We start from the raw sequence: 24,712 nt of genomic DNA, 5'->3' as shown, positions 1-24,712 counted from the left end.
TCAAGATCGATACATCTTGATCAATGCATCTAATTAGATGTAATCTCCGGACCATGATCGACGTACCCGGAGCAGTGCTCCACTACCAGCTCGAAGGCAACGGACCGCTGCTGCTGATCTCGCAGAGCGGTGAAGGCGATGCCGACCGCAGCACCGACCTCGTCCGGCAGCTCGCCGACGACTACACCGTGCTCACCTACGACCGCCGCGGCCTGTCCCGGAGCAAGGTCGACGAGCCGGGCGCCACGATCGCCGACCACGCGGACGACGTACACCGTCTGCTCCTGCACGTCACCGACGAACCCGTCGCCATGCTCGGCTGCAATCTCGGCGCGGTGATCGGTCTGCATCTGACCGTGAAGCATCCGACGCAGCTGCACACACTCGTCGCGCACGAGCCGATCGCGCCCTGGCTGCTCCCCGACCCCAAACTGCACCGCGACGAACTCACCGAGCTCCGCGCCCAGTACCTGGCCAACGGACTCCAGGCCACGATCCCGGCCATCGTCCGCTCACTCGGCATCGACCCGTCGAACGGCGAACCCGGCCGCACCGACTTCCCGATGGACGCGAACCGGCTCGCGAACTTCGACTACTTCATCCGCCACGACTTCACCGCCGCCGCGGACGACGACCTCGACCCGGCCGCGCTCTCGTCGACCGGCGTGCGGATCATTCCGGCAGCGGGTACGACGACGCCGCGGACCGTCTTCGACTACCAGTGTGCCGAGGCCCTGGCCGAGCTCAGCGGCCAGGACCTGCAGACCTTCCCGGGCGGTCACAACGGCAACCTCAGCCACCCGAAGGCCTATGCGCAGCGCCTCCGTGAAGTGCTCAGTCGTCGTTGACCGTTGTGGTGACGGGGATGCCGAGCTCGACGGTACGGCTGACCGTGCAGAGGCGGTCGTGGGACATCTTCACGGCGCGCGGCAGCGCCTCGCGGGCCTTGTCGCCGTCCTCGCCCTCGGGGAAATGCACGGTGAACTCGACCGCGAGGTTCTCCATCCGGTTGCCTTCCTCGGCGTCCCGGATCTTGTCGCCGCGGACGACCGCGCTGAACTCGGTCGGCTCGGCCCGGCGGCTCACCACGATGTCGACGTCGATCGCCGAGCAGGTCCCGATCGCGGCCAGCAGCAGCTCGACCGGCGTGAAGTCGGTGTCCGCGCCGCCGGAGCCGATCCGGATGCTCCCGCCGCGGGCGTTCCGCACCTCGTAGCTGCTGTTCGCCAGGCGCTCGAAGGTCACCTGCCGGAGTGTGTCTGCCATAGTGTCGCAGTCCCGTCACATTCTGTTGCTTGTGGCAACGTCATAAGGGTCAGAGGTTCTCGAGGGCCTCACGGACGGGTGTGTCCCCGCCGATGAGCTCGAGTGTCCGGCCGATCGAGGCCGGAGCGTCACAGAGGCCGGCCAGCACCAGCGCGACGTCGTCGCGGGTGATCCGGCCGGGACCGGTCCTGTCGGCGAGGTACACCGTGCCGGTCCCGGGGTCGTCGGTCAGACTGCCGGGCCGCAGGATCGTCCAGTCCAGGTCTCTGGCCCGGAGGTCCTCCTCAGCGGCCCACTTGGCCCGGAGATAGACCGTGAACGTCTCGTTGTCGGTCAGCGACAGGGCACGTTCCGCGTTGATCGAGCCGACCTGGATGTGCCGCCGTACGCCGGCCTGCTCGGCAGCGTCCGCGAACAGCGCGGCTGCGCCCCGGTCGACCGTGTCCTTGCGCGCGTTCCCGCTGCCCGGCCCGGCGCCGGCGGCGAAGACCGCCACGTCCGCGCCCGCCAGGACCTTGGCCACCGCGCCGACGTCGGCCTGCTCGAGATCCAGTACGGCGGCTTCACCGCCGGCTGCCGCGATGTCGGCCTCGTGGTCCGGGTTCCGCACCACCCCGACCACCTGGTGCCCGTCGGCGCTCAGCAACCGAGTCAGCCGCAGCGCGATCTGTCCGTGTCCACCCGCAATCACGACTCGCATACCTGCAGACTATCTCTGTGCCCAACGCAGCAGCCACCGACGGGACGAGGATCGCCTACCAGGTTCGGGGCGCCGGGCAACCACTTGTTCTCCTCGCCGGGCAGTCCAACAACCACACCTGGTGGGATCCGGTCCGGGCGGACTTCGAGACGCAGTACCGGACGATCACCCTGGACTGGCGAGGAACCGGCGAGAGCGGCAAGCCGGACGAGGTCTACAGCACGGTCGGGTTCGCGGAGGACGTGGTCGCGGTCCTCGACGACCTCGGGCTGGACAGAGCGCACGTCTACGGGACCTCCATGGGCGGGCGGGTCGCGCAGTGGCTGGCGATCAACCATCCCCAGCGTGTCGGCGCACTGGTTCTGGGCTGTACGTCACCCGGTGCGGCGCACGGGTACGAGCGCAGCCAGGAGATCCGTAAGGCGCTGGCCGATCCGGCCCGAACCGAGCGCGTGCTGCTCGAGCTGATGTACACCCCGGGGTGGCTCGCTCAGAATCACGGCCCGTACTACGTGCTCGGTGACGCGGCCATGCCGTCGTACGCCAAAAGCAGGCATCTGGTCGCCAGCAACAGGCACGACGCATGGGACGGCCTGCCGAGCATCACTGCGCCGACTCTGATCCTGCACGGCACCGACGACATCTTCAGTCCGGCCGCGAACGCGCAGCTGCTCGCCGACCGGATCCCGGGGGCACGTGCCGAACTCCTCACGGGTGCCCGGCACGCCTACTTTCACGAGTTCCGGTCGGTCGCCAGTCCGGCGGTCCTATCCTTCCTGACCGCCGCGCAGGACGGGGCGTAGCGCGTCCAGAACGGCGGGGTCCTCGATGGTCGACGGGACCGGTTCGTCGCGGCCGTCGGCGATTCCGCGCATGGTGCGGCGCAGGATCTTGCCCGAGCGGGTCTTCGGCAGCGCGTCGACCACCGACACGTCCCGGAACGCGGCGACCGGCCCGATCTCCCGGCGTACGGCGGCCACCAGTTCGTCCCGCAGTACGTCGTCCGACACCGTCGCGCCCGCCTTGAGTACGACGAGTGCCCGCGGCAACTGTCCCTTCAGCGCGTCGTGCACGCCGATCACCGCGCACTCGGCGACCGCCGGGTTCGCCGCGACGACGGCCTCGATCGAGCCCGTCGACAAACGGTGGCCGGCGACGTTGATGACGTCGTCGGTGCGGCCCATCACGAAGATGTAGCCGTCGTCGTCGATGAACCCGCCGTCGCCGGTCAGGTAGTAGCCGTCGTACTCCTTGAGGTAGCTGTCGATGTAGCGCTGGTCGTCGCCCCACAGCGTCGGCAGGGCGCCCGGCGGCAGCGGCAGCTTGATCGCGATCGCGCCCTCCTCGTGCGGCAGCAGCTCCTTGCCGTAGGCATCGAGGATCTGCACGTTCCAGCCCGGCATCGGCACGGTCGCCGAGCCCGGCTTGGTCGGCAGCGGCTCGAGCCCGCGCGGGTTGGCCGCGATCGGCCAGCCGGTCTCGGTCTGCCACCAGTGGTCGACGACCGGTACGCCGAGATGCTCGTGCGCCCAGTGGTACGTCTCCGGGTCGAGCCGCTCCCCCGCCAGGAACAACGTCCGGAACGTGTCCAGCGGGTACTTCGCCAGCTCGGCCGCCTCGGGATCGACCTTCTTGATGGCGCGGATCGCGGTCGGCGCGGTGAACAGCGCCTTCACGCCGTGCTCGGAGATCACCCGCCAGAACGCGCCCGCGTCCGGCGTCCCGACCGGCTTGCCTTCGTAGAGGACCGTGGTCGCGCCGGCCAGGAGCGGCGCGTAGACGATGTACGAGTGGCCGACGACCCAGCCGACGTCGGACGCCGTCCACCACACGTCGCCCGGCCCGATGTCGTACACGTTGCGCATCGTCCAGGCGAGCGCGACCGCGTGGCCGCCGTTGTCGCGGACGACACCCTTCGGACGTCCCGTCGTACCGGAGGTGTAGAGGATGTACAGCGGGTCGGTCGCCGCGACCTGCACCGGGCCCGTCGGCTGGGACTTCGCGGTCAGGGCAGTCCAGTCGAGGTCACGATCACCTAGCTGGGCCTCCGCCTCCGAGCGCTGGAACACGACGGTGTGCTCGGGCTGGTGTGACGAGATCTTCAGCGCCTCGTCGATGATCGGTTTGTACTCGACGATCCGCGTCGGCTCGATGCCACAGGAAGCCGCGACGATCACGCGAGGTCCGGCGTCCTCGATCCGGGCCGCGAGCTCACGCGGAGCGAAGCCGCCGAACACCACCGAGTGGACCGCTCCGAGTCGCGCGCAGGCCAGCATCGCGACGACCGCCTCCGGGATCATCGGCATGTAGACGATCACCCGGTCGCCCTTGCCGACACCTAGCGACGCCAGCGCGCCGGCGAACGTCGCCACCTCGTCCCGCAGTTGCGCGTAGGTGTAGGTCCGGCCGGTCCCGGTGACCGGTGAGTCGTAGACGAGCGCCGTCCGGCCGCCGTCACCGGCCTCGACGTGCCGGTCGAGCGCGTTGTACGACGTGTTCAGCACGCCGTCGGGGAACCAGTGGAAGATCGGCGCATCGGTCGCGTCGAGCGCCCGGGTCGGCGGCCTCGTCCAGGAGATCGCCTCGGCCGCCGCGAGCCAGAACCCGTGCGGGTCGTCCAGGCTCCGCTGGTAGGTCTCCTCGTACGCGCCCATTCCGCTCATGTGCAGAGCCTCCGTCCGTCGGCTGTTCACCATCGTGGCAGGGTTGGAGCATGACGGTAAGCCTGGACGACGTGAAGCAAGCCGCGGAGCGGATCGCTGGGCGGGTACGGCGTACGCCGGTGATCGAGGTGGCGCCGGGGCTCACGTTCAAGCTCGAACTGCTCCAGCACACGGGTTCGTTCAAGCCGCGGGGCGCGTTCAACCGGCTGCTCAGCGCGAAGGACAGCGGTGAGCTGACCGGTCAGGGCATCGTCGCCGCGTCCGGCGGCAACCACGGGCTGGCGGCGGCGTATGCGGCGCGCGAGCTCGGCGTACCGGCCCGGATCTTCGTCCCTGAGACGACCCCGGCCGCGAAGCTCGGCAAGCTGCGCACCCTCGACGCGGACATCGTGCAGGTCGGATCGGAGTACGCCGAGGCGTACCAGGCGGCGCTCGCGGCGCAGGACGAGTCGGGTGCGCTGCTGGTGCACGCCTACGACCAGCCGGAGGTCGTCGCCGGGCAGGGCACGGTCGGCCTCGAACTACTCGAGCAGGCGGGCATGTTCGACACGGTCCTGGTCGCGGTCGGCGGCGGCGGTCTGATCGCCGGCATCGCGACCGCCATCGGTGACAACGCGCAGGTGGTCAGCGTGGAACCCGCGCTCGCGCCGACCCTGCAACGGGCACTCGAGGTGGGCGAGCCGACCGACGGAGCCGTCGGCGGAGTGGCCGCGGATTCGCTCGGTGCGCGCCGTATCGGTTCGCTGGCCTTCGAGGCCGCCCAGAGGTACGGCGTCCGGACGGTGCTCGTCGACGACGAGGCGATCGTTGCTGGTCGCAATGAGCTGTGGCGGCAGTACCACCTGGCGACCGAGCACGGCGGCGCGACGGCGTACGCCGCGTTGCTGTCGGGCGCCTACCGCCCGGCTGCCGGTGAGCGCGTTGCCGTCGTGGTCTGCGGGGCGAACACCGACCCCGCGACGCTCATTTGACGCGTTGCTGCTTGTCGTCGGCCAGCACCCAGGCCGCAAGTACGCCGGCGATGCCACCGAACAGGTGACCCTGCCAGGAGATCCCGTCCTGCGGGAGCAGCCCGCTGAACAGGGCGCTGCCCCAGACCATCACGACGACGATGCCGAGCAGCACCTGCAAGAGCCGGCGGTTGAACAGGCCGCGGAGGATCAGGTACGACGCGTACCCGAAGACCAGCCCGCTGGCGCCGATCGTGATCGTGTTCGGCGGTGAGACCAGCCAGGTCCCGAACCCGCCGATCACCGTCACGATCGCGGTCACCGCGAACAGCCGGGCCGCGCCGCTGACCGCGATCAGCGCGCCGAGCGTGACCAGCGGCAAGGTGTTCGAGACCAGGTGACCGAACCCGAGATGCAGGAACGGCGCGGTCAGGATCCCGATCAGGCCGCGAGGCTCGCGGGAGATGATCCCGTACTGGTCGAGGGCGCCGTGGGTCACGGTGTCGACGACCTCGCTGAGCCACATCAGCCCCACCAGACCGACGAGCAGCTTCAGCCCACTACCGATCCGGGCGGTGTCCACAGCCCGCCCGGTCCGCTTGGCCGGAGTCTGATAGCTCATACCCCAACGATGCCGTATCGGCTCAAATCTCAGCCAGTGGCAGGCGCGGCGACAGCGGACAGTGATCCCTGAGATACTGCGAGTGGCACTCGTCGAGGTGAGGGGGAACGATGCCGATAGCTGTCTATGTCCTCGGCCTGAGCATCTTCGCCCAAGGCACGTCCGAACTGATGCTCGCCGGCCTGCTTCCCGAGCTCGCGACGGATCTGCACGTCACCATCCCCCAGGCCGGGCTGCTGATCTCCGCGTTCGCGATCGGCATGCTCGTCGGAGCCCCGGTCCTCGCGGTCGTCACCCTCACCTGGTCCCGCCGTGCGGCGGGACTCGTCTTCCTGGCGATCTTCGCGCTCACCCATGTCGTGGGCGCACTGACGTCGAGCTACGCCGTACTGCTCGCCACCCGGATCGTCGGCGCCTTCGTGTACTCCGGGTTCTGGTCGATCGCCGCGGTGACCGTGGTTGCCCTCGTGCCGGCGAACAGGCGCGCGCGGGCGATGAGCATCGTCACCGGCGGCCTGACGATCGCGACCATCGTCGGCCTCCCGCTCGGAACGGTCCTGGGCCAGCACCTCGGCTGGCAGTCGGCGTTCTGGACCGTCGCCGGGATGTGCGTGCTCGCGATGGCAGGCGTCTTCGCCACACTGCCGGCCGACCGGCCTGACCCCGCAAGCGCGCCGCGGCTCGCCGACGAGATCCGGGTGCTCCGCAACGCGCGGCTCTGGCTCGCGTTCGGTACGACGGCACTGGTGACCGCCACGATCCTCATCGTCTTCAGCTACCTCGCCCCGCTCCTGATCCAGACCACAGGCCTTCCGCCCGGAGCCGTTCCCGGCGTCCTCGCTCTCTATGGTCTCGGCTCGTTCATCGGGATCACCGTCGGCGGCCGGTTCGCCGACGCGCTCCCGTTCCACACCTTGTTCATCAGCATCACGGGGCTGATCGTTCTGTCCGGCGTACTGGCGATCACCGCCTCTGTCCCGGCGGTGGCGATCGGCGTGATCGCACTGCTCGGCGGATTCGGTTTCGCCGCGAACCCTGCTCTCAACGCCCGCGTGTTCAGCCTCGCCGGTGACGCGCCGAGGCTCGCGACCGCGACGAACTTCTCCGCGTTCAACGTCGGCATCACGCTCGGGCCGTGGCTCGGCGGCCTGGCGATCGACGCCGGCGCGGGCTACCCCGCACTCGGCTGGATCGCCGTCGGCACCGGCGCCGCGGCCCTCGCGACCGTGCTGTTCGCTGCGTTCGTCCCGGTCAGTTCACCGGACCCTGCGGGTCGAGGTGCGACGGGTCGAAGTCGGGGTGCCGGTTGAACACGTACTTGTTCAGCAGCCAGGTGATGATCCACAGCCCGACCCCGACGAGCATCAGCCAGCCCGCGATCTTGTAGTCCGCCGACGCCCGCCCGGACAACGGGCTCGCCAGGTACACGCACAGGATCACGCCCAGCACCGGCAGCGCGGTCGGCGCGTGGAAGTGACCGTGCTCGACCTGGTCCCGCCGCAGGACCAGCACCGCGACGTTCACGATCGCGAACACGCACAGCAGCAGGAACGCCGTCGTACCACCGAGCGCGGCGAGGTCGGCGTACCCGATCAGGACGAACGCGAGCAGCGTGGTGAACAGGATCGCGATGTACGGCGTACGGCGCCTGCGCAGCACCCGGCCGAGCGGACCGGGCAGCACCTGCTCGTGCGACATGCCGTACAGCAGGCGGCTGGCCATCAGCATGTTGATCAGCGCCGAGTTGGCGACCGCGAACATCGTGATCCACGCGAACAGCTCCAGCGGGAACCCGGGCGCGCCGGCCTGGACCACCTTGAGCAGCGGCGTCGCACCCTTGTTCAGCTCGTCCGGCGAGACCAGCGCGACCGCGGAGATCGCGACCAGGACGTAGATGACGCCGGTGGCGCACAGGCCGATCAGCATGATCTTCGGGAAGATCCGCACCGGGTCCTTGGTCTCCTCCGCCATGTTCACCGAGTCCTCGAACCCGACCATCGCGAAGAACGCCAGCGCGGTCGCGGCCGTCACCGCGCTGAACGGCGACTCGCCCTCGGGGACCTTGAAGTCGGTCAGGCGGGAGGTGTCGCCGTCGCCGCCGATCAGCGCCCAGGCGCCGATCCCGATCACGATCAGCAGACCGCTGAGCTCGACGCAGGTGAGTACGACGTTCGCCTTCACGCTCTCGCCGACCCCGCGCAGGTTCACCAGCGCGATCAGCGTCATGAACGCGAGCGAGGTGATCATCAGGAGCGCACCGCGGTCGGCGTCGATGTGCACGGCGGAGAAGAAGTTCGCCGCGAACGCCTTCGACGCGCTCGACGCCGAGGTGAGGCCGGAGCACATCACCGCGAACGTGAGCAGGAAGGTGAGGAAGTGGATCCCGAACGCCTTGTGCGTGTAGACCGCCGCGCCACCGGCCTTCGGGTACTTCGTGACGAGCTCGAGGTAGCTGGTCGCGGTCAGCAGGGCGACCACGAACGCGCACAGGAACGGCAGCCAGACCGCGCCGCCGACCTCACCGGCCACCTTGCCGGTCAACGCGTACACCCCGGTCCCGAGGATGTCCCCGACGACGAACAGCAGGAGTAGTCCGGGTCCCATGACCCGCTTCAGCTCAGGACGGTCACCAGTCTGCGCCACGGCGGCGGATTCACTCATGAAGGCTCCCCGGAGTCGGTCTGACAGCATGTGGCCCGTGATGCACCTTCGACTCATCGTCCCACCGGACCGCAGTGAGCGCGTCCTGAACACGCTCGTCGAGGACCCGCGAGTCACCAGCATCGTCCGGCTGCCCGGCGCCGCCCGCCGTCCCGAGGGCGACGTGGTCGAGTGCGACGTGACCCGCGAGGCCGCCTCCGACGTCCTCAGCTGGCTCAAGGCACAGGGCCTGTACGACGACGGCTCGGTGGCGATGGCCTCCGTGGACGCGGCGCCGTCGCGGAACGCCCAGGCCGCGGAGCAGGCGGCGCCCGGCGCACCCGACGACGCGGTCATCTGGGACGCCGTCGTGGACCAGGCGTACAACGAGGCCGGCGGGTCCTGGGTGTACTACGTGTTCCTCACCTTGGCGACCATGATCGCCTCGATCGCCGTGATCACCGACTCCGCGATCCTCGTCGTCGGCGCCATGGTGGTCGGCCCGGAGTTCGGCGTGGTGGCCGCCCTTGCCGTCGGCATCTTCCTGCGCAAGGGCGGCCTGACCAAGAGGTCGCTGTCGCTCCTCGTCAAAGGATTCGTACTCGCGATCGCGCTGACGGCACTGGCGGCGCTGTTGGCCCGCGCCGTCGGCTGGGTCGACGTCGGTGACGTCACGGCGGCCCGGCCGCTGACCGGGTTCATCTGGCGCCCGGACAAGTGGTCCGCGGTCGTCGCCGTACTCGCGGGATGCGCCGGAGTGCTGTCGCAGACGGCCGGTCGCGGCAACGCGCTGGTCGGCGTGTTCATCTCGGTCACGACGGTGCCCGCCGCCGGCGACTTCGCGCTGTCCCTCGCGCTCTGGGCACCGCACCAGATCGGCGGGTCCGCGGCGCAGCTCGGCATCAACCTCGCCGGGATGACCGCCGCGGGCGTCGTCACCCTTCTGCTGCAGCGACTGATCTGGCGCAGTTACCTGAAGGTGAAGCGAAGGACGGGCGCGCGCGTTGAGGCTTGACCAGACGTCCCCTGTCCGATCCGCGCGCGCCCGGCTCCATCAGACATACCCCACCTGACGGGTCCCCGCACCTGACAGGGTGTTGACGTATCCCGGACATGGCGCGAAGTAGCCAAACCGGTCGAGTCCGTCCACGGGACGAGATAGCCTGATCGGATGCTGGAGTCGGTTGGGGTGGAGCCGTCCGATGAGGACGCCTACCGCGCGTTGCTGTCGGCCCCGGGCTGCGGCGTCCGCGAACTCGCCGACCGCCTCGGCCGTGACGAGCACGAGGTCGTCGCGACGATCGGTCGGCTCGAGAAGCTCGGTCTACTGACCAGCACCGCCGACGACCCGGTCCGCCTGCTCCCGACCCGCCCGGACGTCGCGGTCGACGCATTGGTCGCCGTACGCCGGGCCGAGCTCGATCGCGTGCGCGCCGAGGCCCGGGTGCTGCTGTCCGAGCTGAGCACGCAGGAGCAGTACCGGCCGGAGAACCTCGTCGAGGTGATCGTCGGTCAGGAGGCGATCGCCGCCCGGTTCGCGCAGCTGCTCAACGGCACCAACGACCAGCTCCTCGTCCTCGACCGGCCGCCGTACGCCGCGCAGGCCGCCGAATCGGACAGCACCGTGCGTGGGCTCCTCGGTGACGGGGTCGTCGTCCACGGCATCTACTCCCCCGACTCGCTCGACATCCCCGGCGGCGTCGACGAGGCGTACAGCGCGGCCGACGCCGGTGAGACGTCGCGGGTGCATCCGCAGGTGCCGATGAAGCTGGCCGTGTTCGACGGCAAGATCGCGCTCCTGCCGCTGTCGGTGGACCAGCTGGTCGACAGCGCACTCGTCGTACACCCGTGTGCGTTGCTGGACGCGCTGATCGAGATGTTCTGGCTGCTGTGGGACCAGGCCGTGCCGGTGGTCCCGGCCGCCAAGGCCGACCCGACGGACGCCCGGCTGATGACCTTGCTAGCGGCCGGTTTCAAGGACGACGCGATTGCGCGGCAGCTCGCGCTGAGCAGCCGGACCGTCGGCCGCCGGGTGGCCGAGCTGATGGAGACGCTGGGTGCACGGACCCGGTTCCAGGCCGGCATCCACGCCCAGCGCCGCCATCTACTCGAGGACTAGCCAAGGATCTAGCAGGTGCCGAGCATCTGCGTCAGCGCTGTCTTCTCAGCGGACTGCAGCGACAACTTGTAGGTGTACTTCACCCAGATCCACTCGCGGGCGTAGATGCAGTGCACCGAGGTGTTCGGCGGCTTCCACTCCGACGGGTCCTTGTCACCCTTCGAGCGGTTGCTCGACGCCGTCACCGCGATCAGCTGCGAGATGGTCAGGTTGTTCGCGAACTCCTGCCGCTTGGCGGTGGTCCACGCGCTCGCGCCCGACTTCCAGGCCTCGGACAACGGCACGATGTGGTCGATGTCGACGTCCGAGGAGTCCTCCACCCAGGTCGAGTCGTACACGCTGTACCAGCGGCCGGCGGACGGCTGGCAACTGCTGTCCACGGTCACGCCGGAGCCGTCGCGCTTCAGCACCTCTTCGCGGGTGTCGCAGGTCCCGGACTGGTTGATCCAGTGCGGGAACTTGTCTCGGCTGTAGCCGTCGCTCGAACCCTCCGTCTTCACGGTCAGGCTCGCCAGCTGGGTCGCGGCGGTGCTCGCCGACGGCGGGGTCGGCGGGTACGCCAGCGCCGGTCCGGCACTCAGCGTCCACGCGGCCGCGGCTGCCGCCACGGTTGTCAGTAGTGCAGTCCTGCGTTGCATCGGTCAGGCCTCCGAGGTAGGGCGGAATCCCCCCTGAACGTTGCTGCCCCTCAGCCTTCCCCGGTTACACAGTGTAGGAAACCACTTACCAGTTACAGTCGCGTGAACGTAGGACGCTGCCCATCCAGCGGCTCAGGGTGCGGCGCCGGCCGGCTCGAAGCCGGCGAGCATCTCCTCCAAGGCGTGCTGGTCCGGTCCGACGAACGCATCGGCCTGCGGTGCCGTCTCGAGCAGATCCAGGAAGTTCGTGGTGTGCCCCGGAGCCGGCGGCAGGTGACTGCTGAGAATGACGTCCGGGTTCATCTCCCGTAACGGCTGGACAGTACGCCGGAACGCTTCCTGGTCGACGTTGTGCACCCACGGGCTGTCGATCGTCGCCCACAGCAACTGCCCGCCACGCAGCGCGTCCCGCGGGGCATCGCTGACATCGCCGCAGTCGGCGAGCTCCGATGTCGGCATCGGCGCTCCGAAGCAATCGGAGCTGAAGCAGGCCCGCGACCGGTCGTCGTAGAAGCCCACGGTCGCCGGGCTGTCGTACAGCGGCGGCCGGAAGGCGGTCACGGTGCGGTCCCCCAGCGAGAGCGACTGGCCGGGGTTCAGCAGGTACAGCCGGTCCATGGGCAGCGGCCGCTCGGTCGACATGATGCCGGCGCCGATGAAGGTCGTGATCAGGCGTGCCTGCGGTGCCGCTTCCAGCAGGTCGAACAACGAGCCGGTGTGGTCGCGGTCGGGATGGGTCAGCCAGATCCACCGCACATCGGCCGGATCGACCACCGAGCCGAGCGCGTCCATGAAGCCGCGACCGGGCAGGCTCAACCCGGTGTCGACCACCAGCGGTTCGGCCGCGAGCAGGACGAACGCGTTGACGGGCAGGAAACCGATGCCCGGTACCGGCAGTTGATCACTGAGCACGCTGATGTCAGCGCCGACACGATTGATCCGCATGATGCCCCCTGTGGAGTGCCGCCGTCACCCACGGCGAGCGGCCCCGGACCTGCTCTTCTTCGGAGCGTCCGCCGCGATCCGGACCGTGTCAAGCGCGGGAGCGGAGGAGATGCCGACGGCAAGGATCAGTCGTGTTCCACCACGGTCAGCGTCCAGCCGGCCGCCGTGCGGTCGAGCTCGGCGTTCCAACGGTCGCTGATCAGTCTGTGCAGTGATTTCGGCGTGCCCGGGTCCTTGCCGGACTCAAGCAGATGCCGCGCGACCAGGCCGCGGGTGTGCTTCGCGTTGTGCGAGACGACCGACCGCACACCGTTGCGTTCCCGCACCACATTCACCGACACCCACTTGTCCGCCTGGTCGCCGGACGGCCGCCACGCCGCGACGTACGTCGAGGACCGGCAGTCCACGATCACACCGTCGACGCCGGCCAGCGCGGCGTTCAGCGGATCGCGCCAGACCGATGCGAGCGGTCCGTGGCCCGGGAGCGTCGTACCCATCGACAGCCGGTACGGCGGGACGCGGTCGGCCGGTCGAAGCGCGCCCCAGACCGCCGAGATGACAAGCAGGCGATTCGCGGCGCGACGCTTCGTGCCCGCGGAGAGCGTGGAGTAGCCGAGGGCGTCGTACAGGACACCTGAGTACAGCTCGGAGACCGGCACGGACGGTTCGGTGCGCCAGCGGGTGTTGCGCTCGACCTCGTCACGCAGCGAGGCGCCGACCTCCAGTACGTCGTGCGCATCGGCGGAGGCGGAGACCTTCGCCAATGTCTCGAGGACCTGCTCGCGGACCGGATTCAGCTCCGGGAACGACAGCGTGCCGAAGTCGACGGCACGACCGCGCGACCGTCCGGTCTTACCTTCGGACGGCGGCAGGAGAATCAGGGTCACGTCAGTTCGTCCAGGGTGGCCAGGTCGGCGGGTGTCGGGTCCCACCGGCCGGCTGCGACGTTCTGCGTGATCTGCTCGGGGGTAGTGGCGCCGGCGATCACCGAGGCGACCGCAGGCTGCGCCGCGAGGCCGCCGATCGCGACGTCGATCATCGTCAGGTTGCGCTCGGCCGCGAACGTCTCGAGCGCCTCGATCTTGTCGAAGTCGGCCCGGGCAAGCCGGTCCGGCTGGCCCGCGAGCCGGGTGCCCTCGGGCGCCGCGGCACCACGCTTGTACTTGCCGCTGAGCAGGCCGGACGAGAGCGGGAAGAACGGCAGGATGCCGATCCCCAGGTGCTCGCACGCGGGCACCAGCTCGTCCTCGGCCTCGCGTTCGAGCAGCGAGTACCGGTTCTGCGCGCTGATGAAGTGCTCGAGGCCGTTCGACCGGGCGGTCCACTCGGCGTCGACCACCTGCCAGCCCGCGAACTGCGAGCTGCCCAGGTAACGGACCTTGCCCTCGGCAACGAGTTCGGACAGGGCGGACAGGGTCTCCTCGATCGGGGTGACCGGGTCCGGGACGTGCAGCTGGTAGAGATCGATCCAGTCAGTACCGAGCCGCTGCAGGCTTGATTCGACCGCCTTGCGGATGTACCGACGGGAGCCGCGGACACCCCAGTCCGGCCCGTTCACGCCGTGCATGTCGCCGCCGAACTTGGTCGCGATCACCACCTCGTCACGGCGGCTCCCCAGCGCCTTTCCGAGCAGTTCCTCGCTGAAGCCGTGGTCACCGCGGTACACGTCCGCGGTGTCGAACAGCGTGATCCCCGCGTCGACGGCAGCGTTCACCACCGCATCCGTCCGGGTCGCGTCCAGCCGTCCGCCGAAGTTGTTGCACCCCAGCCCAACCACGCTGACTGCAAGCCCTGAGTCACCCAGCTGCCGGTACTCCATATCACCCATGTGCTCAGCCTAGTCTCGGCATACAGTGGCCCTCATGCCGAGTCTCACCGTCGACGGCGCCCGCACTCGGGCCGCCGCGCTTTCCGTCCAGTCGTACGACGTCGACCTCGACCTCACCCAGGGCGAGCGGACGTTCGGATCCACCACCACGATCAGGTTCACCGCCTCTGATCAGTCGAGTTGGGTGGACGTGAAACCCGACGAGCTGATCTCCGTGACGCTCAACGGTACGGCGGTCGACGTCGCCGGCCTGAACGACGGACGGCTCGAGCTGACCGGCCTGCAGCCGGAGAACGAACTCGTCGTGGTCGCCTCGATGCTGTACTCGCACGACGGCGAGGGCCTGCACCGTGCGGTCGACGCCGCCGACGGTCTCGCCTACACGTACGCGATGTCGTTCCTCGACGCCGGCCCGCGGATCTTCGCGTGCTTCGACCAGCCCGACCTCAAGGCGCCGTACCGCTTCAAGGTCACGGCCCCGGAAGAGTGGATCGTGCTCGGCAACGGCGCCGCGACGCAGGTCTCCCCCGGCCGTTGGGAGCTGGCCGAGACCAAGCGGCTGTCGACGTACTTCGTCACCGTGGTCGCCGGGCCGTACCACCAGATCACCGACTCGCACGACGGGATCGCGCTCAGCGTCGTCTCGCGGCAGTCGCTGAAGGAGGCCCTCGACCGTGAGGCCGCGGACATCTTCGAGGTCACCAAGCAGTCCTTCGACGCGTACCACCGGATGTTCGGGTACCGGTACCCGTTCGGCGACTACCACCAGGCGTTCGTGCCGGAGTTCAACGCCGGAGCGATGGAGAACCCGGGCTGCGTGACGTTCCGGGACCAGATGGTGTTCCGGTCCGCGGTCACCGACGGCGAGCGCAGCCAGCGGGCCCGGACGATCGTGCACGAGATGGCGCACCAGTGGTTCGGCGACACCGTGACGATGAAGTGGTGGAACGACCTCTGGCTGAACGAGTCGTTCGCCGAGTACATGGCGCACCGGGTGTCGACCGAGGCGACCCGGTACACCGACAACTGGATCGACTTCGCCTACATGCGCAAGTGGTGGGGCCTGCAGGCCGACCAGCGATCCTCGACGCACCCGATCGCTGCCGACGCCGTCAAGGACGCGCTCGCGTCGCTCGACGACTTCGACGGCATCTCGTACGCGAAGGGCGCCGCGGTCCTCAAGCAGCTCGCGGCGTACCTCGGTGACGACGTGTTCCTGGCCGGCGTCAACGCGCACATCGCCGCCAACGAGTTCGGCAACGCGACCTTCGCCGACCTGGTCGCGAAGTGGACCGAAGCCGGCGCGGTCGGCCTCGACGACTGGGCGCAGGCCTGGCTGCGGACGCCGGGCCTCGACACGATCAGCGTCTCCCGGACCGCCACCGGCATCAAGTTGCACCGCAAAGCACCCGAGGCCTACCCGGCGACACGGCCGCACAAGCTGACCGTCAGCGGGTTCGACGCCGAGGGTCGCTGTACGACGGTCGACGTCCTCGTCGACGCCGACGAGGTGGATGTCGACCTGGACCCATCGCTCGCCGTCGTGGTCCCGGACGCCGGCGACGACAGCTGGGCGAAGATCCGGCTCGACTCTTTGAGCCTGGACAACCTCGCGGCGCTGCTGCCGAAGATCACCGACGGCGTCACCCGCGCCGTCATCCTCAACAGCGTGCGGGACGCGGTCGCCGACGCGGAGCTCGACCCGAAGATCGGGTTCGACGTCGTGCTGGGGATGCTGCCCACCGAGACCAGCGACATCGCGGTCGGGACGCTGCTCAACTGGTCGAACACCCACCTGCTCGGCGTCTACCTGCCGTACGAGCCGTACCGCGGGCAGCTGGCCGACGTACTGCGTGCGCGGCTGGAGACCGTCGAGGTCGGAAGCAGTGTGCAGCTGTCGGTGGCCCGCGGGTTCGCGCGGTTCACGGATGATGTCGACCGGCTGAACGGCTGGCTTGTGGGCAACTCTGCTTTCTCTGTACCTGACGGCGTCACGATGGACGCCGACCTGCGCTGGATCGTGACGCTGCAGCTCGCCCGGCTCGGTGCGATCGGCGAGGCCGAGATCAACGCCGAGCTCGAGCGGGACTCCTCGTCCGAGGGCATCGTCCACGCCACCCGGTGCCGGGCCGCGTTGCCGACGGCCGCCGCGAAGGAGCGGGCGTGGACGCAGATCATCACCGACGCCGACATCGCGAACTACGAGCTCTACGCCGCGTGCGAAGGGTTCTGGCACCCGACACAGGCCGAGCTCACCGCGTCGTACGTCGACCGGTTCTTCGCGGAGATCCCCGGCACCGAGAAGCTCCGCTCCGGCTGGGTCGTGGGGACCAGCGCGCAAGGTGCGTTCCCCCGGTACGCGATCGAACAGCGGGTGGTCGACCGGGCCGCCGACCTGATCGCCGACGAATCCGTGGCGGCCGCGATCCGGCGGGCCGTCGGCGACCGCGCGGACGACCTGAAGCGTGCACTTGCGGTGCGATCCGCGTTCTGATTGGGCTGCAGGGCTGACGAGTGGTTCGCAGTCACACCGTGTTGTGACTACTGTGACTGGTGTGATCAGGAGGACCCTGGTGACCAGGCAAGATGTGGATTCGTGACGTAACCTCCACAATGACCGCGCGGCACGGCGCGCCGGTCTTGGTCAGGCAGTACGTCCCGGGAGAGACTGTCGAGAACCGCACAGGAGAACAAGGTCAATGCGCGAGGCGAGGCTCGTCGGTCTGAGCCAGGATGGAACACAACTCATCCTGGCGATGGCAGAGACGGGTGAGGAGTTCGCCGTACCGGTCGACGACCGGTTGCGTGCGGCCCTCCGCGGCGACCGTGCCCGACTCGGCCAGCTGGAGATTCAAATGGAGAGCGCGCTGCGCCCACGAGACATCCAGGCTCGTATTCGCGCCGGCGAAAGTCCCGAGGCGGTCGCTGCTATCGCCCAGATGCCGATGGAACGCGTGATGGCGTTCGCCGGCCCCGTTCTGGCCGAGCGGGACCACATCGCCAGCCTCGCGCAGCGTGCCTCCGTCCGTCGTCGTGGTGGCGGTGACGCGCCCACGCGGAACCTCGGCGCGTGGGTCACCGACCGGCTGCGCACGCGGCAGGTCGACCCGGCGTCGGCCGAGTGGGACGCGTGGCGGCGCGAGGACGGCCGCTGGGCGGTCCGGGTGTCGTACTTCGTCGAGTCCGAGGACAGTGCCGACACCGGGGCGGAGCAGAAGGACGAGAAGATCGCGATGTTCGCGTACGACGCCCCCGGGCGGTACGCGGTGCCCGACGACGACGAGGCGCGGTGGCTCGTCGGCGAGCAGGCACAGGTCACGACGACGACGCCGGTGCAGCCGCAGCCCGGTGAGCGGCGGCTGGCCGCGGTCGCGGACATCGACCCGCTGATCGCACCCGACCACGGCGCCGACAGCTACGAGGCAGGCTTCGAGGACACCGTCGGCCTCCGCCGCCGAAACCACCCGGTTTCCGGCGACGGCCGAGAGTTCGGCCTGGACTCCCGCGAAGGAACTCGCGACGCAGTTCGCGATGGTGGGCGCGATGCCCGCGACGGTGCACGTGATGGTGGACGTGATGGTGGACGTGATGGTGGACGTGACCTTGGACGGGACGCTCGCGACTACCCTCGTGAGGTTGCGCGGGAAGCGGATCGTGGTCCGCGGCGCGTGCACTCGGTCCCGAACCCGGACGAGGAGCCGACGCTGATCGACGTACCGGTCGACCAGCCCCCGGCCCCACGCCCCGCGGTCCGCGCCGTCGAACGCCCCGCCGACCCACCCGCCTTCGCCTCCCCCGCCACCCCGGAGGACCGCCCCGAGCCTGCTCGCCCGGAGCGCTCCGAACCAGCCCCCCGTCCAGCAGCCCGTACGTCGGAACCCCGCCGCCCGGACCCCGTCCGCGACCCGGCACCCAGCACCTCCCCCGAGCCGAAGACGCCTGAGCAGCCCCCGGCAGCCAGCGCCCAACCGGCCCAGCCCGACAGCACCGAGGCTGCCGAGCCTGCAACCGACGACACGGCCGAGACCAAGAAGAAGCCTGCCCGCCGAGGAAAGCGCGCCAGCGTCCCGAGCTGGGACGAAATCATGTTCGGCAAGAAAGCAGACTGAACCCGCGTTCCCGTAGTTTCACGGACCGTGCCCACCGACCTCGAACTCTCCGCGCTGGCCGCCGCGAAGCTCGCCGTACGACGAGACCCGGCGGCTGCCGACGCCGTAGAGAAGTGCCGAGCGGAGCTCGCTGATCAGGTCCCGGACGGCCAGCGAATCGCGTTCCTCGTCGGCTGGGGCTACCTCGCGCTCGATGAGCCGACCGAGGCCTGGGAATGCTTCCGCGCGGCCGTCTCCTATGAGACCGAGCCGCACCTGACAGACCGTGCCGCACTCCTCGCCGGCCTGCTGGCCGCCCGGGAACTCGAAGCACCGGCGCTCGCCGGCGCCTGGTACCGCGCTTCGACCGAGCTGATCGCCGTCCTCGACCAGGTCAACTTCACTGACGACCTGACCACTCAACTCACCGACGACCTGATCTGGCCGGACCACCCAGAACTGCGCGCCGACGTCCTCCCACACCTGGTGACGACGCTCGACGCACGGAGCCGATCCCTGACGGCCCTGACGCTCTACGCCTTGCACCACGCCCACGGTGACTCCGACGCTGCCGTCCGAGCCGCGTGGCAGGTCGTGCAGCTCGGCCATCCGACGTACCTGGCCGCCGCCTGGCTCGGGATCGCCGAGACCCTGATCAAGCAAGGCGACAACGCGACGGCCGCCAAGGCCTGCCAGGAGGCTCTCACCGCTGACGGACAGTTCAGCGCGCGGCTCCTGCTCGGACTGGCCGAAGGCCCGGAGGCCGACGTACAGACGCAGGCCGGGATCCTCCTCGGCGTGTTGCAGCGCGATGCAGGCGACCTCGAGTCAGCCCTGACGACCTTGACCCACGCAGCACAAGGTGATGATCCGGCTGCGCTTCTCGCTCTCGCGCAGACGCACGACCTCGCGGGTGACGCGGCCGCCGCACAGCCCGTCTACGCGAAGCTGACCGAGCACGAGCTGTCCGAGCAGTACCAGGAGGCGATGTTCAACCTCGGGCTGCACGCCAAAGACCGGCGTGACCTGCCGGAGTCGACCCGGTGGTTCAGTCAGTACATCGAGGCGGGCTACGCAGCCCATCCGCTGGCGGCCGCCCATCTCGGCGAGCTCGCCTACTGGGTCGGCGACAAACAGGCCGCACTCCACTGGTACCAGTACACGCTGGACCACACCGACCTCCCCGTGCTCGTGGAGGAGGCCGAACAACGGATGGCCGAGCTGCTCAGGCCTTCAGGCGGCTGAGTGCCTGCATGGCGTCGTACTCGATCCGCGCGAGGTCGCCGAGGATCGTGCCCGCCTTGACCAGGCACTGCGCATCTCCTGTGCCGATCAGTGCTGCGACCTCGGTCCACAAGGTGGCCGCTTCGCCGTACAGCTTGTGCCCCGTGAGCAGATCGCGGCTGTCGAGTAGTTCGGTGCATTCGCCGAGGAAGTCGCGGTAGAGGTTCCGGAACAGAGCGCCACCGGTGCCGGCCTTCTCCATCAGGAGTGCGGCCTGTGGCAGATCCCGTTGCGGGTCGTCGGTCCGCTCGAGCCATCGGCGTACCTGCTTGCCGGCCTTCTCGATGCCTCGGTGACCGAGGTTGGCGATGGGCGGGTGGAGGAACGCTTCGGCGCAGGCGTTGATCGCGGGAACGATCCGAGCCGCCTGCGACGGCAGCTCTCGGGGAGCGGCGAGGGTGAAGGACCGGTGCTTGGCGGTCATCGGACCCCGCGCAGCTCTGGCTTCGGCGAGGCTGGACAGGCTGGTGGACACCGCTCCGCCTTGCTGGTCGGTGTCGACCAGATACGCGTCTTGGTCGTCGTAGGCGTACATCGCCACGACGTGACCGCCGAAGTGCACCTTCGAGCTGAAGTACTCCAGGTAGTAGCTGTCGAGCTGCAGCCCGACCGGGCGCCCGGCGTCGATCGAGGCCGCGACGTTCTCCCAGGCCCTCCGCGGCGAGGTCGTCTCCTGGACCAGAAGCTCCAGCTCGAGGGTCCGCGCCAGGTTCCTGGTCAGCTCGAACGGCTTCACCCGTCCTCCGAGGAAGGGAAAGTGGAGGCTCTTGCTGTCCCAGTAGATGAAGGACAGCCCGGAGCCGAGCCCGAAGAGCATGGCCTCGGACAGCTCCACGCCCTGGTCGCGGAGCAGTACACCCAGCGCTGTCGTCTCGCAGTGCCGGCCGCCTTCTCTATCTGTTCGCACCTCCGCATGATGGACCCTCCGGCAGCCGGAGAGTCGAGACTCTCCTGACACATCACGGACAGTCGTCCCATATCGCGGACGGTGTTTGGTGGTGGACCCTGGGTACTGTCATGATCTTCGGCATGCAGATGCTGTGTTGTTGCTGTTGTCGCTGACGCGCGCCGACTCTCCGGCGCACGAGGCCCTGACCTTTCCGTGGCCCGCCCGCCGACACAGCACTCACAGGAATTCGCATGAATCTCCCGGCTCTCGCCGATCTGCTCGCCTCTCGTGGTCTCCGGCTCCTTCCCGGTTCGTACGCCGTACCGGTCGAGCTGCTCGTCCAGCTGCCTGACGCCACGATCGTCCAGTTCACCGCCCGCGGTACGACGCTGCGGCTGCGCAGCTACTCCCCCGACGCGCTGACCGCGATCACGATCCCCGCCGAGTGCGGCTGCGGGGACCACCACCCGCAGGCCGGCCCGTCCCGCGTGACGCTCAGCCGGTACGCCGTACCGCTCGACGAACGCACCATCGACGGCGAACTCGAGTACGGCTGGCGCCACCACGAAGCCGGCCTACTCCACCTCGCCGACGCGACCACCCACTTCCTCACCCTCCTCGAAACCCTCCACGCCCGAACCCTCGTCGGCGTCGCCTGACAACACCAACGGATATCCCCCGCCGTTGAGGGTTCTCCGTTGGTATGCGAGGGGAGAACCCACCACGCGAGGGGATATCCCTCGCGTGCGAACGGGCGTTGCGGCGGGGGTCAGGGGCAGCGGGGGTCAGGGGCGGCGGCGGGCGGGTTCGGTGTCGTCGAAGTGCCTGCGGGCCGCCTCTACCTTCGTGAGGTTGGGGGACCATTCGGCGAGGGAGTGGAAGAGGGGGGCGAGGGTGCGGCCGAGGGGGCTGATCGCGTACTCGACGCGCGGCGGGACCTCGGCGTGGTACGTGCGGGTGACGAGGCCGTCGCGTTCCAGTTGGCGCAGGCGCTGCGTGAGGACCTTCGGCGTGATCACCCCGATCCGGCGCTGCAGCTCGACGAACCGCTGCTGCCCGAACTCGTTCAGCGTCCACAGGATCGGCGTCGTCCACCGGCTGAAGACCAGGTCGACGACCGGTGCGATCGGGCAGGCCTGCACGGGATCAACTGCCACATCAGCTGCTGTGCTCTCGCTCACAAACCCAATACTATCCTCTAGGTACCTACTATCCCGCGGCCAGTAGCGTCATCGCCATGATCGTGATCACCGGAGCAACCGGCAATGTAGGCCGCCCCCTCGTCCAGACCCTGACCGCCGCCGGCGAGGACATCGTCCCCGTCTCACGCAACACCGAAGGCCACCAGGTCGACCTCACCAATCCCGCAACTCTGACGCCGGTCCTCGACGGCGCGAAGGCCGTCTTCCTTCTCACTTCCCCGGACTTCCTTGCCAACGGCAACCTCCAGGACGTCGTCGACGTGATTCGCGAGGCCGGCGTACCGCGCGTGGTCCTGCTGTCGTCGCAAGGCGTCGGCACCAAGCGCCACCCCTCGATCCACGAGGATGCCGTGACCGCCTCCGGTCTGGAGTGGACCATCCTGCGCCCCGGCAACTTCGACAGCAACGCGTTCGCGTGGGCCGACTCGATCCGCACCCAGCGGGCCATGGCCGCGCCGTTCGCCGACGTGGCCCTCCCCGCGGTCGACCCGCAGGACATCGCCGAGGTCGCCGCGGCCGCCCTGCGCGACCCGGCCCACGCGAACGCCGTCTACACGTTGACCGGCCCAGCCGCGATCTCGCCCCGTGAGCAGGCCGAGGTGATCCAGACCGTGATCGGCGAGCCGATCCACTTCACGGAACTCACTCGCGACCAGGCGCGCTCCGGCATGCTCAACTTCATGCCGGAGCCGGTCGTCGACGCGACCCTCGACGTTCTCGGTACGCCGTCAGCGGCCGAGCAGCAGGTCAGTCCCGACGTCGCGAACGTGCTCGGCCGCCCGCCGCGCGCGTTCGCGGACTGGGTCAGCCGGAACGTCGAGGCGTTCCGCTGACCAACGGCAGGAACACGTCGTCGGCCAGCGACACGAGAGTCGAGGCCGGCACCGGTTCGCGGGTGAACAGCATCTCGTGACGTAGCAGGTTGGTGGGCGCGGTGAGCACCCGGTCGGGAACGTCCGCGGTGGGGATCTCACCGCGCTCCGCCGCCTGCTTCAGGATGGTCGCCATCACGCCGGCCATCCGCCTGAACGCCTCCTGATCCAGGTCCGGCGCCTCGGACAGCAGCCCGTGCAGGATGTCCGGTCCGACCGCAGCGAACCGATCGGCCATCCGTCGCAGCACATCCAGTACGTCGTCCCGCAGGCTGCCCGTGTCCGGGATGTCGTCGACGATCGAGCCGGTGTGGTGCCGCATCGCCGCGACCACGAGCTCCGCCCGATTCCGCCACCGCCGGTACAGCACCTGCTTACCGGTGTGCGCCCGCGCCGCGACAGCCTCCATCGTCAGCCGCGCATACCCGGACTCACAGACCTCGTCCCAGGCCGCCTCGAGCAGCGCCGCCTCGAGTTCCGCACCGCGCCGGCGCTCCATGCATCCTCCAAAAAGAGACCTTGCGTCTCTTAACGGTTCGAGCCTACTCTGAGCTCCGTAAGAGACGCAACGTCTCTAAGGAGCTGCTCGCATGACCACCACCACTGACCGTCTCGACCGGTCGGTTCTCAAACTCGCCGCCGTCCTGGTCCTCGGCGCGCTCGCCCCGCTGCTCGACAGCACGATCGTCACTGTCGCGATCCACACCCTCGGCGCCGACCTGCACGCCTCGGTCGCCACGGTCCAATGGGTCAGTACGGCGTACCTACTCGCGCTGGCGATGGCGGTCCCGATCACCGGCTGGTCGGCGAACTGCTTCGGCGCCAAACGGATGTGGATCGTCGCGCTCGGACTGTTCCTCGCGGGTTCGATGCTGTGCGGCGTGGCCTGGGACATCGGCTCGCTGATCGCGTTCCGCATCGTCCAGGGGGTCGGCGGCGGCCTGATGCTGCCGATCCTGCAGACACTGCTCCTGCGCGCCGCCGGCCGCGAACGCATCGGCCGGCTGATGGCGGTCGTCACGCTGCCCGCGATGGTCGGTCCGATCCTCGGCCCGGTGATCGGCGGCATCCTGGTCGGCCACCTCGACTGGCGCTGGATCTTCTACGTCAACGTGCCGATCTGCATCGCCGCGATCGTCCTCGCCGTACGTACGCTGCAGCCCGATCCGCCAGCCACCGCGGCACGGCTCGACATCGTCGGTCTGCTGTTGGTCTCCCCCGCGCTCGCCGCGATCATCTACGGCCTCAGCCAGGTCGGCGACCACGGCTTCGGGCACTCCGCCGTACTCGTCCCCCTCGCCGTCGGCGTGCTGCTGCTGGCAGCGTTCGTACTGCGACGCACCGCCGAGCCGCTGATCGACCTGGCGCTGTTCCGCACGAGATCGTTCGCCGCATCGACCGCGCTGATGTTCCTCACCGGCTTCGGTCTGTACGGCGCGATGCTGCTGCTCCCGCTCTTCTACCAGCAAGCCCGCGGCGAGACGGTGACTGCCGCCGGCCTCCTGCTTGTGCCGCAGGGAATTGGCAGCCTGCTCGCCCGGACCGCCGGGGGTCTCACCGATCGCCTCGGTCCGCGTCCGGTCGTCCTCGCCGGCATCGTTCTCACTGCGCTCGGGACCATCCCGTTCGCGATCTCCGATGCGTCGTACTGGCTGCTGGGGTTCGCGCTCGTGCTGCGCGGCGCCGGGCTGAGTGCGGTCAATCTCGCGGTGATGGTCGGGGCCTTCCGTGATCTCGAGGCGGTGCAGATCCCGCACGCGAGCAGTACGACGCGGATCATGCAGCAGTTGGGTGGTGCGTTCGGTGCGGCGACGCTCGCCGTCGTACTGCAGAGCCAGCTCATCGGACACCATGCGTCGACGGCGTACGCGCACAGCTTCGGGTGGGCGATCGGGTTCACCGTGCTGGCCGCCGTACCGGCGTTCTTTCTGCCGCGGCGTCGGGCTCTTGAATAAGTAACACGCTTGGTTTAACTTATCCGCGCAGTTGATCTTCCGGTCCGCCAC

General features: G+C 69.1%; 24 protein-coding genes. 12 read left to right on the top strand and 12 right to left on the bottom strand.

Annotated elements, in window-relative coordinates; all coding sequences use genetic code 11:
• Positions 1-53 precede the first annotated feature (53 nt).
• Positions 54-848 carry an alpha/beta fold hydrolase gene (locus OHB24_RS33015; RefSeq protein ID WP_327634798.1) on the top strand — a complete coding sequence of 265 codons (795 nt, stop codon included), beginning with the start codon at positions 54-56 and terminating at the stop codon, positions 846-848.
• Here the strand turns inward: OHB24_RS33015 and OHB24_RS33010 are convergent.
• Together OHB24_RS33010 and OHB24_RS33005 are read right to left on the bottom strand one after the other, a co-directional pair.
• Positions 835-1,245 carry an OsmC family protein gene (locus OHB24_RS33010; RefSeq protein ID WP_327634797.1) on the bottom strand — a complete coding sequence of 137 codons (411 nt, stop codon included), beginning with the start codon at positions 1,243-1,245 and terminating at the stop codon, positions 835-837. The two genes, OHB24_RS33015 and OHB24_RS33010, sit on opposite strands and share 14 nt — an antisense overlap.
• 70 nt (positions 1,246-1,315) lie before the next feature.
• Positions 1,316-1,966, bottom strand: coding sequence for an SDR family oxidoreductase (locus tag OHB24_RS33005; protein WP_327634796.1), 651 nt, complete (start codon positions 1,964-1,966; stop codon positions 1,316-1,318).
• A gap of 17 nt (positions 1,967-1,983) precedes the next feature.
• Between OHB24_RS33005 and OHB24_RS33000 the strand changes: the two genes are divergently transcribed.
• Positions 1,984-2,769 (top strand): alpha/beta fold hydrolase, encoded by a 786-nt coding sequence (locus OHB24_RS33000; RefSeq protein ID WP_327634795.1) that lies wholly within the window; start codon positions 1,984-1,986, stop codon positions 2,767-2,769.
• Here the strand turns inward: OHB24_RS33000 and OHB24_RS32995 are convergent.
• Positions 2,734-4,629: a propionyl-CoA synthetase gene (locus tag OHB24_RS32995; protein ID WP_327634794.1), complete on the bottom strand. Its 1,896-nt coding sequence runs from the start codon at positions 4,627-4,629 to the stop codon at positions 2,734-2,736. The genes OHB24_RS33000 and OHB24_RS32995 overlap by 36 nt on opposite strands.
• Before the next feature lie 50 nt (positions 4,630-4,679).
• Between OHB24_RS32995 and OHB24_RS32990 the strand changes: the two genes are divergently transcribed.
• A complete protein-coding gene (locus OHB24_RS32990; RefSeq protein WP_327634793.1) occupies positions 4,680-5,600 on the top strand; it encodes a threonine/serine dehydratase in 921 nt (306 codons plus the stop codon).
• On the opposite strand, the gene OHB24_RS32985 is transcribed toward OHB24_RS32990, so the two are convergent.
• Positions 5,593-6,201: a rhomboid family intramembrane serine protease gene (locus OHB24_RS32985; protein WP_327634792.1), complete on the bottom strand. Its 609-nt coding sequence runs from the start codon at positions 6,199-6,201 to the stop codon at positions 5,593-5,595. The genes OHB24_RS32990 and OHB24_RS32985 overlap by 8 nt on opposite strands.
• Before the next feature lie 110 nt (positions 6,202-6,311).
• Between OHB24_RS32985 and OHB24_RS32980 the strand changes: the two genes are divergently transcribed.
• Positions 6,312-7,511: a Cmx/CmrA family chloramphenicol efflux MFS transporter gene (locus tag OHB24_RS32980; RefSeq protein WP_327634791.1), complete on the top strand. Its 1,200-nt coding sequence runs from the start codon at positions 6,312-6,314 to the stop codon at positions 7,509-7,511.
• Here OHB24_RS32980 and OHB24_RS32975 read toward each other — a convergent pair.
• Positions 7,453-8,862, bottom strand: coding sequence for an APC family permease (locus OHB24_RS32975; RefSeq protein ID WP_327634790.1), 1,410 nt, complete (start codon positions 8,860-8,862; stop codon positions 7,453-7,455). The genes OHB24_RS32980 and OHB24_RS32975 overlap by 59 nt on opposite strands.
• Positions 8,863-8,902: 40 nt before the next feature.
• Between OHB24_RS32975 and OHB24_RS32970 the strand changes: the two genes are divergently transcribed.
• A complete protein-coding gene (locus OHB24_RS32970) occupies positions 8,903-9,856 on the top strand; it encodes a DUF389 domain-containing protein (protein ID WP_327641132.1) in 954 nt (317 codons plus the stop codon).
• Between the two features lie 156 nt (positions 9,857-10,012).
• Entirely contained in the window at positions 10,013-10,960 is a 948-nt protein-coding gene (locus tag OHB24_RS32965; RefSeq protein WP_327634789.1) for a MarR family transcriptional regulator, read from the top strand.
• Positions 10,961-10,968: 8 nt separating this feature from the next.
• Here OHB24_RS32965 and OHB24_RS32960 read toward each other — a convergent pair whose 3' ends face one another.
• From OHB24_RS32960 to OHB24_RS32945, 4 genes are all read right to left on the bottom strand, one after another.
• Positions 10,969-11,598: an HNH endonuclease family protein gene (locus OHB24_RS32960; RefSeq protein WP_327634788.1), complete on the bottom strand. Its 630-nt coding sequence runs from the start codon at positions 11,596-11,598 to the stop codon at positions 10,969-10,971.
• A gap of 132 nt (positions 11,599-11,730) precedes the next feature.
• The gene (locus OHB24_RS32955) at positions 11,731-12,543 is read right to left on the bottom strand and encodes an MBL fold metallo-hydrolase (RefSeq protein WP_327634787.1); all 813 of its coding nucleotides are present in this window, start codon (positions 12,541-12,543) and stop codon (positions 11,731-11,733) included.
• A 125-nt stretch (positions 12,544-12,668) separates the two neighbouring features.
• Positions 12,669-13,430 (bottom strand): YaaA family protein, encoded by a 762-nt coding sequence (locus OHB24_RS32950; protein WP_327634786.1) that lies wholly within the window; start codon positions 13,428-13,430, stop codon positions 12,669-12,671.
• Positions 13,427-14,371, bottom strand: coding sequence for an aldo/keto reductase (locus OHB24_RS32945; RefSeq protein ID WP_327634785.1), 945 nt, complete (start codon positions 14,369-14,371; stop codon positions 13,427-13,429). Before OHB24_RS32945 ends, OHB24_RS32950 begins: the two co-directional genes overlap by 4 nt.
• Before the next feature lie 34 nt (positions 14,372-14,405).
• Between OHB24_RS32945 and pepN the strand changes: the two genes are divergently transcribed.
• The 3 genes from pepN to OHB24_RS32930 all read left to right on the top strand — a co-directional run bounded on the left by pepN (position 14,406) and on the right by OHB24_RS32930 (position 19,704).
• A complete protein-coding gene (pepN, locus tag OHB24_RS32940) occupies positions 14,406-16,865 on the top strand; it encodes an aminopeptidase N (protein ID WP_327634784.1) in 2,460 nt (819 codons plus the stop codon).
• A gap of 205 nt (positions 16,866-17,070) precedes the next feature.
• Positions 17,071-18,480, top strand: a complete 1,410-nt coding sequence (sepH, locus tag OHB24_RS32935) for a septation protein SepH (RefSeq protein ID WP_327634783.1) — start codon at positions 17,071-17,073, stop codon at positions 18,478-18,480.
• Between the two features lie 27 nt (positions 18,481-18,507).
• The gene (locus OHB24_RS32930; RefSeq protein ID WP_327634782.1) at positions 18,508-19,704 is read left to right on the top strand and encodes a tetratricopeptide repeat protein; all 1,197 of its coding nucleotides are present in this window, start codon (positions 18,508-18,510) and stop codon (positions 19,702-19,704) included.
• Here OHB24_RS32930 and OHB24_RS32925 read toward each other — a convergent pair.
• Entirely contained in the window at positions 19,685-20,650 is a 966-nt protein-coding gene (locus OHB24_RS32925; RefSeq protein WP_327634781.1) for a BtrH N-terminal domain-containing protein, read from the bottom strand. The two genes, OHB24_RS32930 and OHB24_RS32925, sit on opposite strands and share 20 nt — an antisense overlap.
• Before the next feature lie 233 nt (positions 20,651-20,883).
• Between OHB24_RS32925 and OHB24_RS32920 the strand changes: the two genes are divergently transcribed.
• Positions 20,884-21,291, top strand: a complete 408-nt coding sequence (locus tag OHB24_RS32920; protein ID WP_327634780.1) for a hypothetical protein — start codon at positions 20,884-20,886, stop codon at positions 21,289-21,291.
• 126 nt (positions 21,292-21,417) lie between these two features.
• Here OHB24_RS32920 and OHB24_RS32915 read toward each other — a convergent pair whose 3' ends face one another.
• On the bottom strand, positions 21,418-21,813 hold the full coding sequence (locus OHB24_RS32915; RefSeq protein WP_327634779.1) for a winged helix-turn-helix transcriptional regulator: 396 nt from the start codon (positions 21,811-21,813) through the stop codon (positions 21,418-21,420).
• 56 nt (positions 21,814-21,869) lie between these two features.
• Here OHB24_RS32915 and OHB24_RS32910 point away from each other — a divergent pair, with 56 nt between their 5' ends.
• Positions 21,870-22,667 carry an NAD(P)H-binding protein gene (locus OHB24_RS32910; RefSeq protein WP_327634778.1) on the top strand — a complete coding sequence of 266 codons (798 nt, stop codon included), beginning with the start codon at positions 21,870-21,872 and terminating at the stop codon, positions 22,665-22,667.
• Here the strand turns inward: OHB24_RS32910 and OHB24_RS32905 are convergent.
• A complete protein-coding gene (locus OHB24_RS32905) occupies positions 22,639-23,205 on the bottom strand; it encodes a TetR/AcrR family transcriptional regulator (RefSeq protein WP_327634777.1) in 567 nt (188 codons plus the stop codon). The genes OHB24_RS32910 and OHB24_RS32905 overlap by 29 nt on opposite strands.
• A 91-nt stretch (positions 23,206-23,296) precedes the next feature.
• Here OHB24_RS32905 and OHB24_RS32900 point away from each other — a divergent pair, with 91 nt between their 5' ends.
• A complete protein-coding gene (locus OHB24_RS32900) occupies positions 23,297-24,661 on the top strand; it encodes an MDR family MFS transporter (protein WP_327634776.1) in 1,365 nt (454 codons plus the stop codon).
• The last annotated feature ends 51 nt before the right edge of the window (positions 24,662-24,712 follow it).

It is taken from the genome of Kribbella sp. NBC_00482 (assembly GCF_036013725.1).
In the GTDB taxonomy this organism is placed as follows: Bacteria; Actinomycetota; Actinomycetes; order Propionibacteriales; family Kribbellaceae; genus Kribbella.
This window is presented reverse-complemented; position numbering and strand designations above follow the sequence as displayed.

Excerpts from the sequence above, each read along its gene's own strand:
- OHB24_RS32965 (WP_327634789.1), top strand. The coding sequence starts at position 10,013 with ATGCTGGAGTCGGTTGGGGTGGAGCCGTCCGATGAGGACGCCTACCGC.
- OHB24_RS32900 (WP_327634776.1), top strand. The coding sequence starts at position 23,297 with ATGACCACCACCACTGACCGTCTCGACCGGTCGGTTCTCAAACTCGCC.
- OHB24_RS32945 (WP_327634785.1), bottom strand. The coding sequence starts at position 14,371 with ATGGGTGATATGGAGTACCGGCAGCTGGGTGACTCAGGGCTTGCAGTC.
- OHB24_RS32920 (WP_327634780.1), top strand. The coding sequence starts at position 20,884 with ATGAATCTCCCGGCTCTCGCCGATCTGCTCGCCTCTCGTGGTCTCCGG.
- OHB24_RS32910 (WP_327634778.1), top strand. The coding sequence starts at position 21,870 with ATGATCGTGATCACCGGAGCAACCGGCAATGTAGGCCGCCCCCTCGTC.
- pepN (WP_327634784.1), top strand. The coding sequence starts at position 14,406 with ATGCCGAGTCTCACCGTCGACGGCGCCCGCACTCGGGCCGCCGCGCTT.
- OHB24_RS32975 (WP_327634790.1), bottom strand. The coding sequence starts at position 8,862 with ATGAGTGAATCCGCCGCCGTGGCGCAGACTGGTGACCGTCCTGAGCTG.
- OHB24_RS33015 (WP_327634798.1), top strand. The coding sequence starts at position 54 with ATGATCGACGTACCCGGAGCAGTGCTCCACTACCAGCTCGAAGGCAAC.
- OHB24_RS32905 (WP_327634777.1), bottom strand. The coding sequence starts at position 23,205 with ATGGAGCGCCGGCGCGGTGCGGAACTCGAGGCGGCGCTGCTCGAGGCG.
- OHB24_RS32980 (WP_327634791.1), top strand. The coding sequence starts at position 6,312 with ATGCCGATAGCTGTCTATGTCCTCGGCCTGAGCATCTTCGCCCAAGGC.
- OHB24_RS33005 (WP_327634796.1), bottom strand. The coding sequence starts at position 1,966 with ATGCGAGTCGTGATTGCGGGTGGACACGGACAGATCGCGCTGCGGCTG.
- OHB24_RS32970 (WP_327641132.1), top strand. The coding sequence starts at position 8,903 with ATGCACCTTCGACTCATCGTCCCACCGGACCGCAGTGAGCGCGTCCTG.
- sepH (WP_327634783.1), top strand. The coding sequence starts at position 17,071 with ATGCGCGAGGCGAGGCTCGTCGGTCTGAGCCAGGATGGAACACAACTC.
- OHB24_RS32995 (WP_327634794.1), bottom strand. The coding sequence starts at position 4,629 with ATGAGCGGAATGGGCGCGTACGAGGAGACCTACCAGCGGAGCCTGGAC.
- OHB24_RS32955 (WP_327634787.1), bottom strand. The coding sequence starts at position 12,543 with ATGCGGATCAATCGTGTCGGCGCTGACATCAGCGTGCTCAGTGATCAA.
- OHB24_RS32985 (WP_327634792.1), bottom strand. The coding sequence starts at position 6,201 with ATGAGCTATCAGACTCCGGCCAAGCGGACCGGGCGGGCTGTGGACACC.
- OHB24_RS32960 (WP_327634788.1), bottom strand. The coding sequence starts at position 11,598 with ATGCAACGCAGGACTGCACTACTGACAACCGTGGCGGCAGCCGCGGCC.
- OHB24_RS32990 (WP_327634793.1), top strand. The coding sequence starts at position 4,680 with ATGACGGTAAGCCTGGACGACGTGAAGCAAGCCGCGGAGCGGATCGCT.